Origin of the sequence: Klebsiella sp. C360 (assembly GCF_048822415.1) — a bacterium.
Lineage (GTDB): Bacteria > Pseudomonadota > Gammaproteobacteria > Enterobacterales > Enterobacteriaceae > Klebsiella > Klebsiella quasipneumoniae.
In genome coordinates, this window is record NZ_JBMEZZ010000013.1 from 1 (window position 1) to 17,468 (window position 17,468).

Genomic DNA, 17,468 nt, shown 5'->3' on the forward strand with positions numbered 1-17,468 from the left:
AAAGTGGCGAGTCATCCTCTATCACTGACCAAATTCAAAAAGCCTGCTCAACGAGCAGGCTTTTTTGCATCTGTAGCCTGTGAGGATGAGAACCTCCGGGGGCAGGAGGTTCGACTTGTGTTCCGTAGGCCCGCGCAAGCGCAGCGCCGCCGGGCATCATCAGTACGCTACTGGCCAAAACCCCATCAAAATCACAAAAAACGTCTTTATCCCCATTTCCAGCCAGCTGTTCGCTATTTTGTGACATCTTCCATTGCATTTTTTTATCGATGAACAGATCTTTTTTCGCGAAGCTTATGGCTAAATGCAGCATTTTCCGCTGTGCGTTTTAACGTTCACGCTATTAATCGCTCACATATTGGTCACATAGTAAGAAATTTTTCTCATTTGCTGGCATTGTTTCCCACTGGGTGTCGCACCTTAATAAGGTCTTTATTCTGCATATTTGCCTGTAGCATAAATTTCTCTGCTGAAAATAGCGTCTTGAAGTTTTTTTAATCTTTGCCTGCCGTTTCTCACGCTGGATGTAAAACCCGGCTGGCTGTATTGACGTTTCCCCATTCTGTTGACAGATTGTAGGGCATGAGGGGCATTTCATGGAGAATCCGTACTGCAACTCAGTCGTTTTTGCGAAAGGAATCCCCATCTCTCTCTACGCCTTCGGGCACCACCGACCGGACCGGGTATATTCTAAATAGTTCGCGCTGCGGGAAGGCGGCAAGTTTGCGAATCCCCAGGAACATAGATAACGATGTGACTGGGATAATCGAGCGCAGCCAACGCATCCGTGGTTCGAAATATGACGAATAAAAATAAATAAAGGTCTGGCGGATATATGCAAACAACATCACAGTTTTGGAGCAGAATAATGAGTATTTCCTTGAAGAAATCAGGGATGCTGAAGCTTGGTCTGAGCCTGGTCGCCATGACCGTCGCCGCCAGCGTGCAAGCGAAAACCCTGGTTTATTGTTCAGAAGGCTCGCCGGAAGGCTTTAACCCACAGCTCTTCACCTCTGGCACCACCTATGACGCCAGTTCCGTACCCATCTACAACCGCCTGGTCGAATTCAAAACCGGTACGACGGAAGTTATTCCGGGACTGGCTGAGAAATGGGAAGTTAGTGCGGACGGAAAAACCTATACTTTCCACCTGCGTCAGGGCGTGAAGTGGCAGGATAATAAAGACTTTAAACCAACCCGTGACCTGAACGCCGATGACGTGGTGTTCTCCTTCGATCGTCAGAAGAATACCAATAACCCGTACCATAAAGTTTCTGGCGGCAGCTATGAATACTTTGAAGGGATGGGGTTACCAGACCTGATTAGCGAAGTGAAGAAAGTGGACGATAAAACCGTCCAGTTCGTCCTGACCCGCCCGGAAGCGCCGTTCCTCGCTGACCTGGCCATGGATTTCGCTTCCATTCTCTCTAAAGAGTATGCCGACAACATGCTGAAAGCCGGCACGCCGGAAAAAGTAGACCTCAATCCTATCGGTACCGGTCCATTCCAGCTGCTGCAGTACCAGAAAGATTCCCGCATTCTGTATAAAGCCTTCCCGGGCTACTGGGGCACCAAGCCGAAGATCGATCGTCTGGTCTTCTCCATCACCCCGGATGCCTCCGTGCGCTACGCCAAGCTGCAGAAAAATGAGTGCCAGGTGATGCCGTATCCTAACCCGGCGGACATCGCGCGCATGAAGGAAGATAAAAACATTACCCTGCTGGAACAGCCGGGTCTGAACGTCGGTTATCTCTCCTTCAACACCGAGAAGAAACCGCTGGACGATGTGAAAGTTCGTCAGGCGCTGACCTACGCGGTTAACAAAGAAGCGATCATCAAAGCGGTTTACCAGGGCGCAGGCCAGGCGGCGAAGAACCTGATCCCGCCGACCATGTGGGGCTATAACGACGACGTCAAAGACTACACCTACGATCCGGAGAAGGCGAAGCAGCTGCTGAAAGAAGCGGGCCTGGAAAAAGGCTTCACTATCGACCTGTGGGCGATGCCGGTACAGCGTCCGTATAACCCGAACGCCCGCCGTATGGCGGAGATGATCCAGGCCGACTGGGCCAAGATTGGCGTCCAGGCCAAGATCGTCACCTACGAGTGGGGCGAGTATCTGAAACGCGCGAAAGCGGGCGAGCATCAGACCGTCATGATGGGCTGGACCGGCGACAACGGGGATCCGGATAACTTCTTCGCGACCCTGTTCAGCTGCGCCGCGGCGAAAGACGGCTCCAACTACTCGCGCTGGTGCTATAAGCCGTTTGAAGATCTGATTCAGCCGGCCCGCGCCACCGACGACCACAACAAGCGTATTGAACTGTACAAACAGGCTCAGGTAGTGATGCATGACCAGGCTCCGGCGCTGATCATCGCTCACTCCACCGTTTACGAGCCAGTGCGTAAAGAAGTCAAAGGCTATGTGGTGGATCCGCTGGGTAAACACCACTTCGATAACGTCTCTGTCGAATAATAAGCACGATGCCTGACCCCCTCTCCCCGCGTGGGAGAGGTGGGGGGCGTATTCCCGCTATTCCGGGGAATGCTTTTGTGAGCAATACAGACGCCCTGTCGCCAGGCGGGGCGTCACTAGAGAGAATCCGGGTTATGTTGCAGTTTATTCTCCGACGTCTGGGACTTGTCATCCCGACATTTATCGGTATCACCCTTCTCACCTTTGCCTTCGTCCATATGATCCCCGGCGATCCGGTGATGATTATGGCGGGCGAACGTGGTATTTCCCCCGAACGTCACGCGCAGCTGCTGGCCGAAATGGGCCTTGATAAGCCGCTGTGGCAGCAATATGCCCACTATATCTGGGGCGTGCTGCACGGTGATTTAGGCATCTCGCTGAAAAGCCGCATTCCCGTGTGGCAGGAGTTTGTCCCACGCTTTAAAGCCACCCTTGAGCTGGGCGTCTGCGCGATGATCTTCGCCGTCGCCGTCGGCATTCCGGTGGGCGTGCTGGCTGCGGTAAAACGCGGCTCCATCTTTGACCACACCGCGGTGGGCCTGGCGCTGACCGGCTACTCGATGCCTATCTTCTGGTGGGGCATGATGTTGATTATGCTGGTTTCGGTACAGCTAAACCTGACGCCGGTCTCCGGGCGCATCAGCGATACGGTGTTCCTTGACGATACCCTGCCGCTGACCGGCTTTATGCTGATCGACACCGCCATCTGGGGCGAGCAGGGCGACTTTATTGACGCCTTAATGCATATGATCCTGCCCGCCATCGTGCTGGGCACCATTCCGCTGGCGGTGATCGTGCGTATGACCCGGTCGTCGATGCTGGAAGTGCTCGGCGAAGACTACATCCGTACCGCGCGCGCCAAAGGCCTGACCCGGATGCGGGTGATTGTGATCCACGCGCTGCGTAACGCGATGCTGCCGGTGGTCACGGTGATTGGCCTGCAGGTGGGCACGCTGCTGGCGGGCGCCATCCTGACGGAAACCATTTTCTCATGGCCTGGTTTAGGCCGCTGGCTGATCGACGCGCTGCAGCGTCGCGATTATCCGGTGGTGCAGGGCGGGGTGCTGCTGGTGGCGACGATGATTATCCTCGTCAACCTGCTGGTCGACCTGCTGTACGGCGTGGTGAACCCGCGTATCCGGCATAAGAAGTAAGGGGCCATCATGTCACAAGTTACTGAAAATAAAGTTATCACTGCGCCGGTGCCCATGACCCCGCTGCAGGAGTTCTGGCACTATTTCAAGCGCAATAAAGGGGCGGTGGTTGGTCTGGTGTACGTGGCGGTGATGATCATTATCGCCGTGTTCGCCAACTTCCTCGCCCCGTATAACCCGGCGGATCAGTTCCGTGATTCGCTGCTGGCGCCCCCGTTCTGGCAGGAGGGCGGCAGCCTGGCGCATCTGCTCGGCACTGACGACGTGGGCCGCGATATTCTGTCTCGCCTGATGTATGGCGCGCGCCTGTCGCTGCTGGTGGGCTGCCTGGTGGTGGTCCTGTCGCTGATCCTCGGCGTGGTGCTCGGTCTGGTGGCGGGCTATTTCGGCGGGGTGGTGGACTCGATCATCATGCGCGTCGTCGATATTATGCTGGCGCTGCCGAGTCTGCTGCTGGCGCTGGTGCTGGTGGCTATCTTCGGGCCCTCCATCGTCAACGCCTCGCTGGCGCTCACCTTCGTGGCGCTCCCGCACTATGTGCGTCTGACGCGCGCGGCGGTGCTGGTGGAGGTCAACCGCGACTACGTGACCGCCTCCCGCGTGGCGGGCGCCGGGGCGATGCGCCAGATGTTCGTCAATATTCTGCCTAACTGTCTCGCGCCGCTGATCGTTCAGGCGTCGCTGGGCTTCTCTAACGCCATTCTCGACATGGCCGCGCTGGGGTTCCTCGGCATGGGCGCGCAGCCGCCGACGCCGGAGTGGGGCACCATGCTCTCCGACGTATTGCAGTTCGCACAGAGCGCCTGGTGGGTGGTGACCTTCCCGGGCGTGGCGATCCTGCTGACGGTGCTGGCATTTAACCTGATGGGTGACGGTCTGCGTGACGCGCTCGATCCCAAACTGAAGCAGTAAGAGGTTCGAGATGGCGTTATTGAATGTAGATAAATTATCGGTGCATTTCGGCGATGAAAACGCGCCGTTCCGCGCCGTGGACCGCATCAGCTATAGCGTGAAGCAGGGCGAAGTGGTCGGCATCGTCGGGGAGTCTGGATCCGGTAAATCCGTCAGCTCGCTGGCGATTATGGGCCTGATTGATTACCCCGGCCGGGTGATGGCGGACAAACTGGAGTTTAACGGCCGCGATCTGCAGCGCATCTCTGAAAAAGAGCGGCGCCAGCTGGTGGGGGCGGAGGTGGCGATGATCTTCCAGGATCCGATGACCAGCCTCAATCCGTGCTATACCGTCGGCTACCAGATTATGGAAGCGATTAAAGTCCATCAGGGCGGCAACAAGCAAACCCGCCGCCAGCGGGCCATCGACCTGCTGAACCTGGTGGGCATTCCCGATCCGGCGTCGCGGCTGGACGTCTATCCGCATCAGCTTTCCGGCGGGATGAGCCAGCGCGTGATGATCGCGATGGCCATCGCCTGTCGGCCAAAACTGCTGATTGCCGATGAACCGACCACCGCGCTGGACGTGACCATTCAGGCGCAGATCATCGAGCTGCTGCTGGATCTGCAGCAGCAGGAGAATATGGCGCTGGTGCTGATCACCCACGACCTGGCGCTGGTGGCCGAGGCCGCGCATAAAATTATCGTTATGTATGCCGGTCAGGTGGTGGAGACTGGCGATGCGAAGGATATTTTCCGCGCGCCGCGCCATCCATACACCCAGGCGCTGCTGCGCGCGCTGCCGGAGTTCGCCCAGGATAAAGCGCGTCTGGCGTCGCTGCCGGGCGTGGTGCCGGGGAAATATGACCGTCCCAACGGCTGCCTGCTGAACCCGCGCTGCCCCTATGCTACGGATAAATGTCGTAGCGAAGAGCCGGCGCTCGCAGATCTCACTGGCGGCCGCCAGTCTAAATGTCACTACCCACTCGATGATGCCGGGAGGCCTGGATTATGAGTACGCAAAAGGCCGCCACGCCACAACCGCTGTTGCAGGCCATTGATCTGAAAAAACACTACCCGGTGAAGAAGGGGTTATTCGCCCCGGAACGGCTGGTGAAGGCGCTGGACGGCGTCTCCTTTACCCTTGAGCGCGGTAAAACGCTGGCGGTGGTGGGGGAGTCGGGCTGCGGTAAATCGACCCTCGGTCGTCTGCTGACGATGATTGAAATTCCCACCGGCGGCGAGCTCTATTATCAGGGGCAGGATCTGCTTAAGCACGACCCGCAGGCGCAGAAGCTGCGGCGGCAAAAAATCCAGATTGTGTTCCAGAACCCCTACGGTTCTCTGAACCCGCGTAAAAAAGTGGGGCAGATTCTGGAAGAGCCGCTGCTGATTAACAGCAGCCTGAGCAAAGAGCAGCGCCGCGAAAAAGCGCTGGCGATGATGGCGAAAGTGGGCCTGAAAACAGAGCATTACGATCGCTATCCGCATATGTTCTCCGGCGGTCAGCGCCAGCGTATCGCCATTGCCCGCGGGCTGATGCTCGATCCGGACGTGGTGATTGCCGATGAGCCGGTCTCCGCGCTGGACGTTTCGGTACGCGCTCAGGTGCTGAACCTGATGATGGATCTGCAGCAGGATTTAGGACTGTCCTACGTGTTTATCTCCCACGACCTGTCGGTCGTCGAGCATATCGCTGATGAAGTGATGGTGATGTATCTCGGCCGCTGCGTGGAGAAGGGCACCAAGGAGCAGATCTTTAACAATCCGCGTCATCCATACACCCAGGCGCTGTTGTCGGCGACGCCGCGTCTGAACCCGGACGACCGTCGCGAGCGGATTAAGCTGACCGGCGAGCTGCCGAGCCCGCTGAATCCGCCGCCGGGCTGCGCCTTCAACGCGCGCTGCCGCCGGCGCTTCGGCCCTTGCACCCAGCTTCAGCCGCAGCTGAAGGATTACGGCGGCCAGCTGGTGGCCTGCTTTGCCGTCGACCAGGATGAGAATCCGCAAAAGCCCCACGCCTGATGGCACGCTCCCGGTCCGATGACCGGGAGCTTCTCTCCCGCCGGAGATGAAATCCGACGATATCGCCTTTTATCGCAGTGAATGCCACGCGCTCGGAGCATTCTTCGTCGATTATCCGAAAAAATAAGACTTTCAGTCCATTTTTATAGAATTAAAGAGAAATTAAAATGGTTCAGGTTTATTCTTTCGCTTATCTGACGCTATGATTCTATCATCGCGAAATACCTTTATATAAAAACGAATGGGAAGCGCGGTGGTTGCGGGGCTTGAGGATGTACGCATACCTAAAAAATGGGGCTATTCTTCTCAAAGGGAAATGTTAGTGTAGCGATACTTCTGCCGTGGAATCACACCGAAAATCAAAATCTAAACTATTATAACCCTGTCAATCGTGTGTATTGGTACGTCTCCAACGGCGCTTTTTCTGCCATACCAGAGACGTCACGATATTTTAAATATACCCAGAAAATAACAACAAACTTAATATGAAATTTTTAAAATCATGAGGTTATCAATGAACCATTATGATGATCTGCAGCGCTTTCAGGAAAAAACGCGGACGCAAAACCTCAAATTTCAGGATCTTTCATCGCAAGCCGCCACGCGGGAGCATGGAGACTGGGCGATCCTCAATCAGCTGAATCCCGGCGCAGAGAAACCCTCTTCCCTGGCGCTGGGAGGCTCGGTCTCCGCGCCGTTGCCGCAGTCGGTGCCTGCGGATCTGTTCCGCCAGGTAGAGGCGGCCGTCGCAGCGGCGCCAGCCTCTGATCCTGTTGCGTCTGCCGCGCCAGCGGCCCCGCAGCCGGTCGTGGAGACCGCCGCAGCCGCGCCGGAGCCGGTCAGGCAGGAGCCTGCGGTGGCCCCTGCGCCTCCCATCCCGGCGCCTGAACCGGCAATGGCTCCGCCGCCGAGAATGGCCCCCCGACCCGCGCCCGCCGCCGAGAACTATGCCCATCTGTTCGCGGCGAAAAGCGCAGAGCCGGTGACGAAAAATAAAGACCAGCCTTTGAAATCACTTCTGGAAAGGATCGCAACATGCCGTTGATTTGCGTCTGTTCACCGAAAGGTGGCGTAGGGAAAACGACCCTGGCGGCCAATTTAGCCTATGCGCTGGCGCGGACCGGCAGCAAAGTTCTGGCGCTGGATTTTGACGTCCAGAACGCCCTGCGTTTGCATTTTGGCGTGCCGCTGAACGATGAGCGCGGCTACGTGGCGAAGGCGCTGGAAATGCACGACTGGAGCCAGTGCGTGCTGAGCGCCGGCAGCAATATTTTCGTCCTGCCGTATGGCGAAGTGAGCGAAGCGCAGCGTCAGGCGTTTGATGAGCAACTGACTCACAACGACCATTTTCTCCAGCGCGGTCTCTCCGCGCTGCTGAATTATCCCGGGCTGATCACCATCGCCGATATGCCGCCAGGGCCTTCGCCGGCGCTAAAGGCGCTGACGGGTCTGGCGGACCTGCATCTGATCCCGCTGCTGGCGGATACCGCCTCGATGTCGACCCTGGCGCACGTGGAAAAACAGCGCCTGACCGGCGCGGCGCTGAATCACAAGCATGGGCACTATTTCGTCATTAACCAAAGCGATAGCCGTCGCCAGGTCAGCCGGGACGTCACCAGCCTGATGGAAGAAAAACTGGGCGAACGACTGCTTGGCATTGTCCATCGTGATGAAAGCGTGGTGGAGGCCAATGCGTCGCAGAAGTCGATTCTGGACTTTAACGCCTCCTCGGCAGCGGCCTTCGATATTGAAATTATTGCTAAAAAAATATCTTCGCTGTTGGGTATCCATATTGGCGATGGCACGGTGCACAGCCAGCCACGCATGTCAGGGCTTTAACTTATTGCAGGGCTGCTGAATGAAAAAATCTCTTTTTTGGTTGCTGGCGCTGGTGCTCTCTCCGGTCGCCGTGCTGGTAGTGATCACGCCGATGGACAGCCAGAAGCAGTACATCTTTGGTCTGCTGAGCATTGGTATTCTGTTTCTGATGGGTTTCAGCAAACGGCGCAGCATCTCGGTGATTATGGTCGTCACTTCGCTGCTGATGTCCACCCGTTACATGTATTTTCGCCTCACGCAGACCCTGCACTTCAACTCAGCCATTGAAACCATTCTCGGCATGGGGCTCTTTCTGGCGGAAGTCTATATCTGGGTGATGCTGCTGCTTAACTATCTGCAGACGGTCTGGCCGCTGAAGCGCGGCATTGTTCCGCTGCCGGATGATATGAGCAAGTGGCCGACGGTCGATATCTATATTCCGAGCTATAACGAACCGCTGGAGGTGGTGCGTGACACCGTCCTCGCGGCGCAATGTATTGATTATCCAAAAGATAAAATGAAAATCTATCTTCTGGATGACGGTAAGCGCAGCGAGTTTGCCGTGTTCGCCGCCGACGTCGGGGTGGGCTATATCACCCGCAACGACAACAAGCACGCCAAAGCGGGGAACCTTAACCACGCGCTGACCCTGACCCAGGGAGAGCTTATCTGCGTCTTCGACTGCGACCACGTCGCCACGCGCGTGTTTCTGCAGGCCACCGTCGGCGGCTTTCTGAAAGATCCGATGCTGGCGCTGGTGCAGACGCCGCACTACTTCTATTCCCCGGATCCGTTCGAGCGCAACCTCTCCGTCGGGCGCAATATCCCGAACGAAGGGATGCTGTTCTATGGCCCGATTCAGCAGGGTAACGATAACTGGAACGCCACCTTTTTCTGCGGCTCCTGCGCGGTGATCCGCCGCGAGGCGCTGGCGCAGATCGGCGGTTTCGCCGTCGAAACGGTCACCGAGGACGCCCATACGGCGCTCAAGTTCCAGCGCCTTGGGTGGAAATCGGCCTTTCTCGATATTCCGCTGGCGGCTGGCCTCGCCACCGAGCGCCTGGTGGTGCACGTTATCCAGCGTACCCGCTGGGCGCGCGGGATGACGCAGATTTTTCGCGTCGATAACCCGCTGTTTGGCCGCGGGCTGACCTTCCAGCAGCGCTTGTGCTATCTCAGCGCCATGCTCTACTACCAGTTCGCGCTTCCGAGGGTGGTGTTTGTCACCGCCCCGCTGGCTTACCTGCTGTTTAACCTCAATATTATTTACTCATCAGCGAGCCTGATCGTCTCTTATGCGCTGCCGCACCTGTTTCTCGCCATCTACGTCGGTTCGCGAATGAACGGCCGCTATCGCTACAGCTTCTGGGGGGAAATCTACGATATTGTGCTGGCTTTCCACCTGGTGCTGCCGACCCTGGTGACGATGATTTTCCCCAAGCGCGGCAAATTCAACGTCACCGATAAGGGCGGCCTGCTGGACGTCGGCTACTTCGATTTCACCGTGGTGCGCCCGCATCTGGTGGTGGCCTGCCTGCTGGCGCTGGGGGTGATCGTCGGCATCGTCCGGGCGATTGGCCATGACTACTTTGGCTCGGACCCCAACGTTATCGCCCTCAACGTCGGATGGGGGATCTACAGTCTGATCTTCCTGCTGGCGGCGATTGCCGTAGCGCGCGAAACGCGGCAGGTGCGCAAAACCATTCGTATCGATGTCGATATTCCGGTGGTGATCCATTACGCCAGCGGCATCGTTTCCCGCAGCCATACCGAGGATCTGTCGATGGGCGGCTGCCGCGTGGTGGCGCCGGATACACGCCATCTGGAGGATGATATCGAAGAGATTGAGCTGATCCTGCAGTCCGGGGCTATTTCGATCCCGGCGCAGCTGGTCACCTCTGACGAGCGCTTCCTGCGCCTCAAGTTTGATGAAGATATTCCGCTTTCGCGCCGCCGTGAACTGGTGCGCGTGGTGCTGGCCCGCGCGGATGCCTGGATTAATCCGCCGCGCCCGCAGGATAACCCGTTCCGCTCCTTCTTCACCATTTTACGCTGCGTGTTCGAACTGTTCTGGCTGACGTGGAAAACCCGTCGCAGCCAGCGCAATCGGGCAACAGTGGCGAAAACGGCGCAGGAGGATGGCACGTTATGAAGCGATTAACGACGCTGGCGCTGCTGGCAGGGATGCTCTCTGCGCCTGCGCTGCACAGTGAAGAACCGGGCGCCGCCGCCCCGCTGAGCTTCCCGCAGCTCAACGGCGCGGCGGACAGCGAGCCAGGCGACGAACCCCCGGCTGCCTCGCCGGAGGAGGGCGCCTCTCCGGCAGCCCCCGCCACCGACGGCGATGCGGCGGCGACGGCCCCTGCGCCGGAGATGCCGGACTTACCCCCGCCGGTGAGCGGTACGGCCGCGCCGGAGGTCATTCCTGTCGCCCCGGTCTGGGGAGGCGACCTGAATCTGGCGCAGATGGGGATGCCGGACGGCATTATCCTCAGCGGCGGTCAGCGGCAGGGGGGCGTCAGCTTTACCCTGCCTTCCGATCAGGTGGTGATCCATTCGCAGCTCAGCCTTGCCGTTCGCGTATCGCCGGAAATGGCGAGCCGCAACGCCACCCTGCAGCTGATGCTCAACGGTCAACCGCTCGGCACCCTGCCGCTGGGCGCCGATGGCGAGGATGTCTCCCATTATCAGCTGGATATCCCGCCCGCGCTGATGGTCTCCAGCAATAACCTGAGCGTGAAGATCAACGATGGCGATACCCTGCAGTGCCAGCGTGACATTCATGATTCGTCGCGGGTCACGGTGCTGCCCACGTCGCATTTCAGCTGGGAAAGCCAGCAGTTGAACATCAGCGACGACCTGAGCCACTTCCCGCGTCCCTTCTTCGACAGCATGCAGATGACGCCGGCGGACATCGCCGTTTCCTATGGAGCGAAGCCGTCGGCCGACGTCTTCAGCGCCGCGGCGCTGGTCTCCTCCTGGCTGGGTATCCAGGCGGACTATCGCGGCATCGCCTTCAGCGCGCTGCGCGACCGCCTGCCGGAACGCCATGGCATCGTGATTGGCCATCCGGGCGAGCAGGTGGGCGGTATGACGCTGCCGGAAACCGATAAGCCGCTGCTGCGCATCATCGCCAATCCCGCCAATCCGGCCTATAAGCTGCTGTTGATCGTCGGCAAAAACGATACCGCGCTGCGCATGGCAGCCTGGCGGTTAACCCGCGGCAACTTTGCGCCGCAAACCGCGACGCTGGATGTCGAGCCGCAGACCATCCCGGTTGGCAAAGCGTATGATGCCCCGCGCTGGATCCCCACCGATCGTCCGGTCAGGCTCAGCGAACTGCTGCGTAAGGATCAAAGCCCGACCGTCAGCGGCGTCTGGCATGAACCTTTACGTATCGCCTTCCGCGCCGCCCCGGACCTCTATCTGTGGGATGGCGAGACGATCCCGCTGCAGGTTGGCTACCGCTTCCCGTCGGAAAACTGGATCAATGAGGATAAGTCCCTGCTGAGCGTCACGCTCAATGGCACCTTCCTCAACAACCTGCCGATGAACAAGCAGGGGCCGCTGGAGAAAGTCTGGCGCCACCTCGGCGGGGATGCGCGCCAGGAGCGCTTTACCATCCCGCTGGCCCCCTACCTGATCTACGGCGATAACCAGCTGTCGATGTACTTCAATGTGGTACCGAAGGACGATGTTCCGTGCCAGGTGCTGCTGAATAACAATATCAAGAGCCGCATCACTGACGACTCCTGGATTGATTTGAGCAAGACGCGACACTTCTCGCTGCTGCCAAACCTCTCCTATTTCGTCGGCGCCTCGTTCCCCTTCTCGCGGCTGGCGGACTATTCGCAAACGACGCTCCTGCTGCCGGCGGAACCGTCTGAGACCCAGGTGGCGACCCTGCTGAATCTGGCCGCGCGCTCCGGGAACGCGACCGGCACCGCGCTGGCGAATAACCGCGTCGTTCTCGGGATGCCCACCGGCGGCGGGGATTTGCAGTCGCTGCGCGAGCGTGACGTGCTGGCGGTCACCGCTCTCGATCAGCAGGCCTTCAACCAGAGCCTGCTGGCCGATTCACCCTACCGTCCGGTGGATAATGTGCTGAGCGTCCGCGAGCCCGATCTGTGGCAAAAAGCGCAGCGCCGGCTCACCGGCGACTGGACCTCCGCCAGCCTCGACGCCGATCGCTACTTCTCGTCCAGCAGCGCCTGGCGCGGGTTTATCAGCTATCGTTCGCCGTGGAACCCCGCCCGGCTGGTGGTGGTGGCGATGGCCAGCAATGATGATCAGCTGGCGCGACTGAAAAACGATCTGGACTCACCGCGCATCAACGCCGGGATCCGTGGCGATACCGCGGTGATCACCAGCGATAACGGGGTGCGCAGTTTCCAGGTGAGTACGCCGTTCCCCAGCGGTCAGATGCCGTGGTACATGATGGCGGTCTGGTATGCCAGCCAGCACTCCGGTTTCCTCGCCCTGCTGGGGCTGATTGCCACCTCGATAATGGGACTGGCGCTGACCGCGATGTTTAAACGTCACGCCCGTAAGCGTCTGGGTTCGGGGGATAACCAATGAAAAGAAAGATAACGATAACGATGAAAAGCTCCCGGCGGCTCACCACATTCTGCCTCACCGGCGCCCTGGCTCTCGGCGCCTCTGGCGGCGCGCTGGCGGCGGGTAACGACGCGGCGCTGCAGGCGCTATTCGCCCAGGCCAACTATTGGCATGAGAAATCCCACGACGAGCTGGCGATGGAGTCCCTGCAGAAGGTGCTCTCGGTGGATGCCAACAACACCCAGGCGCTGTATCTGATGGCGCTCTGGTCGCAGCAGGGCGGCGATATGCAGGCGGCGGCGCAGTGGCGCGCGCGGCTGGCGAAAGCGGCGCCGGATAGCCCGGGCCTGCAGGATCTGGACAACGCCAAAAAGATGTCGCAGGTGCCGCAGGGCCAGCTCAGCCTGGCCCGCCAGCAGGCGCGCGGCGGCAATATCCCCGGGGCGCTGGCGACCTGGCGCAGCATGTTCAATGGCAATACGCCGCCTGCCGGGCTGGCGGCGGAATATTACCTGACCATGGCCAGCGACAAATCGCTTTATCCGCAGGCCATCAGCGAACTGCGGCAGTACGTGGCGCAGCATCCGCAGGAGAACGCCCCGCGGGTGGCGCTGGGCAAAGCGTTAACCTGGCGGGAAGAGACCCGTCGGGAAGGGATCGCCCTGCTCGAACCGATGGCCAGCGGCAATAAAGAGGCGGACAGCGGCTTGCGTCAGGCCTTGCTCTGGCTGGGCCCGCAGGCCGGGGATGAGCAGTATTACGATACCTGGATGCAGCGGCATCCGCAGGATAGCGAAGTTCAGAATTACTTTCGTGAACGGCGCAGCGGTCAGGCGCGCGGCCAGGGCTACGCCAATCTCAACAGCGGCAATACCGCTGCCGCGAAACAGCAGTTTGAAGAGGTATTGCAGACCAACCCGCAGGATGCCGATGCGCTGGCGGGCATGGGCTATATCGCCCAGCGCAGCGGCGACTACCAGGCCGCGTCACAATATCTGAGCCGGGCGGCCGATCTCGGCGGCGACGCCTCGGCGACCCGCCGTCAGCAGGCGGCCGATGCCCTGTTCTACGGCCAGCTGGCGCAGGCCCAGCAGGCCTATAAGCAGGGCAATATCAGCCAGGCGCTGGCGCTCTCCGCGCCGCTGGCGCAGCAGAGCGGGGCGCGGGGCGCCTCGGCGAAGCTGTTTCGCGCCGATGTGCTGCGGCATAACAAAGATTTACCCCAGGCCGAGCAAACGCTGCGCTCACTGTTAAACGACGATCCGCAGAATGCGGCGGCGCGGGAAAACCTCTACTACGTGCTGCGCGAGCAGAATAAATCCGCCGAGGCGCAGGCGATGCTGCAGACGCTGCCGCAGAGTCTGCAGCAAAAACTGCAGCCGCGAGTGGTGGCCGGCGTCCCGGGCGACGCCCTGCGCCGTCAGGCCCAGGCGCAGGTCAGCAGCGGTAACCCAGCCGGCGCCATTGCCACCCTGCGCCAGGGCGTCGCCCGCTATCCGGACGATCCCTGGCTGCGTCTCGATCTGGCCCGACTGCTGCAAAAATCGGGTAACGCCAGCGAGGCCTCTTCGCTGATGTCGGCGGCCTATCGCCCCGGCGCCAGCAACAGCGCGCTGTATGCCGCCGCGCTGTTCGCCAGCGAAAACGGCGCCTGGCAGCAGGCGCAGACGCTGCTGTCGCGCATTCCCGGCGGCAGCCAGACCAGCGACATGCGCGATTTACGTCAGCGGGTGAACTACAACCTGCAGCTGGTGACGGCCGAAAACTACCTGGCGCAGGGCAATACCATCGCCGCCAGCAATACCCTGCGGGCGATGGCCTCTACGCCGCCGAAAGCCCCGGCGGACGCCGGCAAGCTGGCGCGGCTGCTGGCCGAGAGCGGCGACCTGACCACCGCGGTATCGCTGGTGCGCAACAATATCAGCGGCGGGGTGTCCGGCAACGCCGGCGATTACGCCGATCAGATCGCCGTCCTGAACCAGGCCGGGCTGACCGGCGAGGCGCAGAACCTGATCAGCAATCCGCAGCTGCAGGCCAGCAGTACGCCGACGCAGCTGGCGAGCATTCGCAATGGCTATGTGATCAACGAGGCCGATCGCCTGCGCGAGCAGGGCAATTACGCCGCGGCGTATGACAAGCTGATCCGCGCCATGCAAAGCGATCCGCAAAACACCGATCTAATGTTCGCCATGGCGCGGCTGTACCAGAGCGGCAAAATGAACAAAGAGGCCGGGGTGGTCTATGACTACCTGATGACGCGCGATACGCCGAACCAGGATGCGCGCGCCGGGGCCATCGACGTGGCGCTGTCGGCGGGGAACAACGATCGCGCTGAACAGCTGGCCGGCGGCTTGCGTCAGGATAACTCCCCGGATCGCCTGCTGCTGCTGGCGAGAGTGGCGGAGGCCCAGGGTCATCATCAGCAGGCGATGACCTACCTGCGCAGCGCCCGCGGCAAACTGCTGGGCATGCAAAGCACCAACAGCAGCGAAACGCCGACCGTCGGCGGGGTGCTGGCGGCGGATAACCCCTTTATCGGCGTGTCGCAAACGTCGGCGCCGACGCGGACGGCCTCCGCCTACGGCCAGTATATGCCGTGGCAGGTCGCCCAGTCGGCCGCCGCGCCCGGCTCCTCGCTGCCGGGGATCCAGCGCACCGACCTGCCGGTGGACACCGCCCAGACGCGGATGCTGCGTCAGGTGGACACCATGATGGAGTCGCTGCAGGAGAAAACCGGCAGCTGGCTGCAGGGGGGAATGGACGTGCGCGGACGCGACGGCGAATCGGGCACCAGCAAGCTGACGGAGCTCAGAACGCCGCTGACCTGGTCCTCCTCGCCGTTTGGCGACTCGCGCTTTGACTTTACCGTCACCCCGGTGTCGTTAAACGCTGGGACCGCCAGCGGCGACGCCTGGCGTCGCTACGGCGCCAACCCGCTGGCCAATGCGGTCTCCAATATGGTGAGTACCGCCACCAGCGAGCAGGCGGCGATCGCCGCGATGACCGAGGCGGAGCGGACGGCCTATTTTGCCAGCAATCCGGGCGCTGAGGCGTTAAGCGGCCTCGGCACCCTGAACGCGGCGGATTTCAATCCGACCACCAGCAGCGGGATGGAAAACCTGGCCAAGCTCGGGAGCTATGATTCGGGGCAGGTGGCCAGCTATCTCTCCTCGTCCAGCCGCAAGCCGAACGTTGACCAGACCAGCGGCTCGACCGATTCGCAGAAGGCCAACGGCGTCGAACTGGCGCTGGCGCTAAGCGGCGACGATTACCGGGTCGATATCGGCAGCACGCCGCTGGGCCAGGATCTTAATACCGTTGTCGGCGGGGTGAAATGGTCGCCCAAGCTGACCAATTATCTGTCGCTGATCCTCACCGGCGAACGCCGCTCGCTGACCGACAGCCTGCTTTCTTATGTCGGTCTGAAGGATGCCTATTCCGGGAAAAACTGGGGGCAGGTGACGAAAAACGGCGGCACCCTGCAGCTGAGCTATGACGACGGCGATGCGGGCTTCTACGTTGGCGGCGGCGGATACAGCTATCTCGGACAGAACGTCGCCAGCAACACCAGCATCAATGCCAATGCCGGGGTCTATCTGCGGCCCTATCATGACGAATACCGCCAGCTGCAGGCCGGGTTGAGCATGAGCTATATGGATTACTCCAAAAACCTCAGCTACTTCACCTATGGCCAGGGGGGCTACTTTAGTCCGCAAAACTACGTCAGCGTGTCGCTGCCGGTCAGTCTGACGGAGAAATATGATAACTGGACCATGAAGCTCGGCGGCTCGGTGGGCTACCAGTCTTACAGCCAGGATAAGAGCGCCTATTTCCCGACCAATTCGGAGTGGCAGCAAACCCTGGAGACGGCGGTAAGCAACGGGTTTGCCAAGGAAGCCTACTATTCCGCGACCTCGAAGAGCGGCATCGGCTATACCCTGCGCGCCGGGGCGGATTACAAGGTCAACAAACAGATGACGCTGGGGGGCCAGATTGGCTATGACACCTTCGGGGATTATAACGAAAGCACCGCCGGGCTCTATATTCGCTATATGTTAGGAGATCATTGATGATGACGGAGAACAATAACCCGGTGGTGATGACCTGGTTTCAGCAGCAGCAGACGCCTGCCGGATGGTTCGATCTGTTGATTATTATGGTCGAAGGTATGCTCAATAATGCCGGCGAGCTGGAGAGCCAGCCGTTCCTGCGTCAGATGGGCGCTTCGCTGGCGGAGACCCATCCGCTGCCAGCGTCGGAGACCGTGGGGGAGCTGGAGGCGAATATCAACCGGCTGCTGACCCATTTCCACTGGGGGGTGGTGACCATCGACGTCGGCGAGGACGGCCTGCGCCTGCGCCATCAGGCGTTGCCGGTCAGCCGCGACGACGCGGGGCGCGTGCGCTGGTGCAACGCGTTCTGTGCCATACTCGAGGGGTTATATTCTCGCTGGCTGCAGAGTCAGGGAGGCAGTGCTCACGTGATATTGCAGCGTGAGCGGGTGTTCTCCGTCTCTGACGTTCAGTTTCTTTACTACCATCCATAAA

The 17,468-nt window shown here is 60.0% G+C and carries 11 protein-coding genes and 2 pseudogenes; 12 read left to right on the top strand and 1 reads right to left on the bottom strand.

Going from position 1 to position 17,468, the window contains the following annotated elements; all coding sequences use genetic code 11:
* Window positions 1-34 precede the first annotated feature (34 nt).
* The gene (locus ACOI7D_RS23450) at window positions 35-313 is read right to left on the bottom strand and encodes a hypothetical protein (protein WP_109546827.1); all 279 of its coding nucleotides are present in this window, start codon (window positions 311-313) and stop codon (window positions 35-37) included.
* 555 nt (window positions 314-868) lie between these two features.
* On the opposite strand from ACOI7D_RS23450, the gene dppA reads away from it, so the two are divergent.
* The 12 genes and pseudogenes from dppA (at window position 869) to bcsD (ending at window position 17,467) form a co-directional block, all read left to right on the top strand.
* A complete protein-coding gene (dppA, locus tag ACOI7D_RS23455) occupies window positions 869-2,476 on the top strand; it encodes a dipeptide ABC transporter periplasmic-binding protein DppA (protein ID WP_032454329.1) in 1,608 nt (535 codons plus the stop codon).
* A 134-nt stretch (window positions 2,477-2,610) separates the two neighbouring features.
* Window positions 2,611-3,630, top strand: coding sequence for a dipeptide ABC transporter permease DppB (gene dppB, locus ACOI7D_RS23460; protein ID WP_002921786.1), 1,020 nt, complete (start codon window positions 2,611-2,613; stop codon window positions 3,628-3,630).
* A gap of 9 nt (window positions 3,631-3,639) precedes the next feature.
* Window positions 3,640-4,542: a dipeptide ABC transporter permease DppC gene (dppC, locus tag ACOI7D_RS23465; RefSeq protein WP_044525015.1), complete on the top strand. Its 903-nt coding sequence runs from the start codon at window positions 3,640-3,642 to the stop codon at window positions 4,540-4,542.
* 10 nt (window positions 4,543-4,552) lie between these two features.
* Complete coding sequence (gene dppD / locus ACOI7D_RS23470) at window positions 4,553-5,536, top strand: dipeptide ABC transporter ATP-binding protein (protein WP_023291308.1); 984 nt, start codon at window positions 4,553-4,555, stop codon at window positions 5,534-5,536.
* Window positions 5,533-6,546 (top strand): dipeptide ABC transporter ATP-binding subunit DppF, encoded by a 1,014-nt coding sequence (gene dppF, locus ACOI7D_RS23475; RefSeq protein ID WP_023291307.1) that lies wholly within the window; start codon window positions 5,533-5,535, stop codon window positions 6,544-6,546. The genes dppD and dppF overlap by 4 nt, the downstream gene beginning before the upstream one ends.
* 18 nt (window positions 6,547-6,564) lie before the next feature.
* A pseudogene (locus tag ACOI7D_RS23480) lies at window positions 6,565-6,744 on the top strand (hypothetical protein).
* A 316-nt stretch (window positions 6,745-7,060) separates the two neighbouring features.
* The gene (locus ACOI7D_RS23485; RefSeq protein WP_048298551.1) at window positions 7,061-7,591 is read left to right on the top strand and encodes a cellulose biosynthesis protein BcsO; all 531 of its coding nucleotides are present in this window, start codon (window positions 7,061-7,063) and stop codon (window positions 7,589-7,591) included.
* 1 nt (window position 7,592) lies between these two features.
* Window positions 7,593-8,385 (top strand): annotated as a pseudogene (locus ACOI7D_RS23490) (cellulose synthase operon protein YhjQ/BcsQ).
* Window positions 8,386-8,404: 19 nt separating this feature from the next.
* Window positions 8,405-10,516, top strand: a complete 2,112-nt coding sequence (bcsA, locus tag ACOI7D_RS23495; RefSeq protein WP_023291304.1) for a UDP-forming cellulose synthase catalytic subunit — start codon at window positions 8,405-8,407, stop codon at window positions 10,514-10,516.
* Window positions 10,513-12,942: a cellulose biosynthesis cyclic di-GMP-binding regulatory protein BcsB gene (bcsB, locus tag ACOI7D_RS23500; protein ID WP_023291303.1), complete on the top strand. Its 2,430-nt coding sequence runs from the start codon at window positions 10,513-10,515 to the stop codon at window positions 12,940-12,942. Before bcsA ends, bcsB begins: the two co-directional genes overlap by 4 nt.
* The gene (locus ACOI7D_RS23505; RefSeq protein ID WP_072422194.1) at window positions 12,939-16,991 is read left to right on the top strand and encodes a cellulose biosynthesis protein BcsC; all 4,053 of its coding nucleotides are present in this window, start codon (window positions 12,939-12,941) and stop codon (window positions 16,989-16,991) included. The genes bcsB and ACOI7D_RS23505 overlap by 4 nt, the downstream gene beginning before the upstream one ends.
* Window positions 16,991-17,467: a cellulose biosynthesis protein BcsD gene (gene bcsD / locus ACOI7D_RS23510; protein ID WP_004204979.1), complete on the top strand. Its 477-nt coding sequence runs from the start codon at window positions 16,991-16,993 to the stop codon at window positions 17,465-17,467. Before ACOI7D_RS23505 ends, bcsD begins: the two co-directional genes overlap by 1 nt.
* Window position 17,468 lies beyond the last annotated feature (1 nt).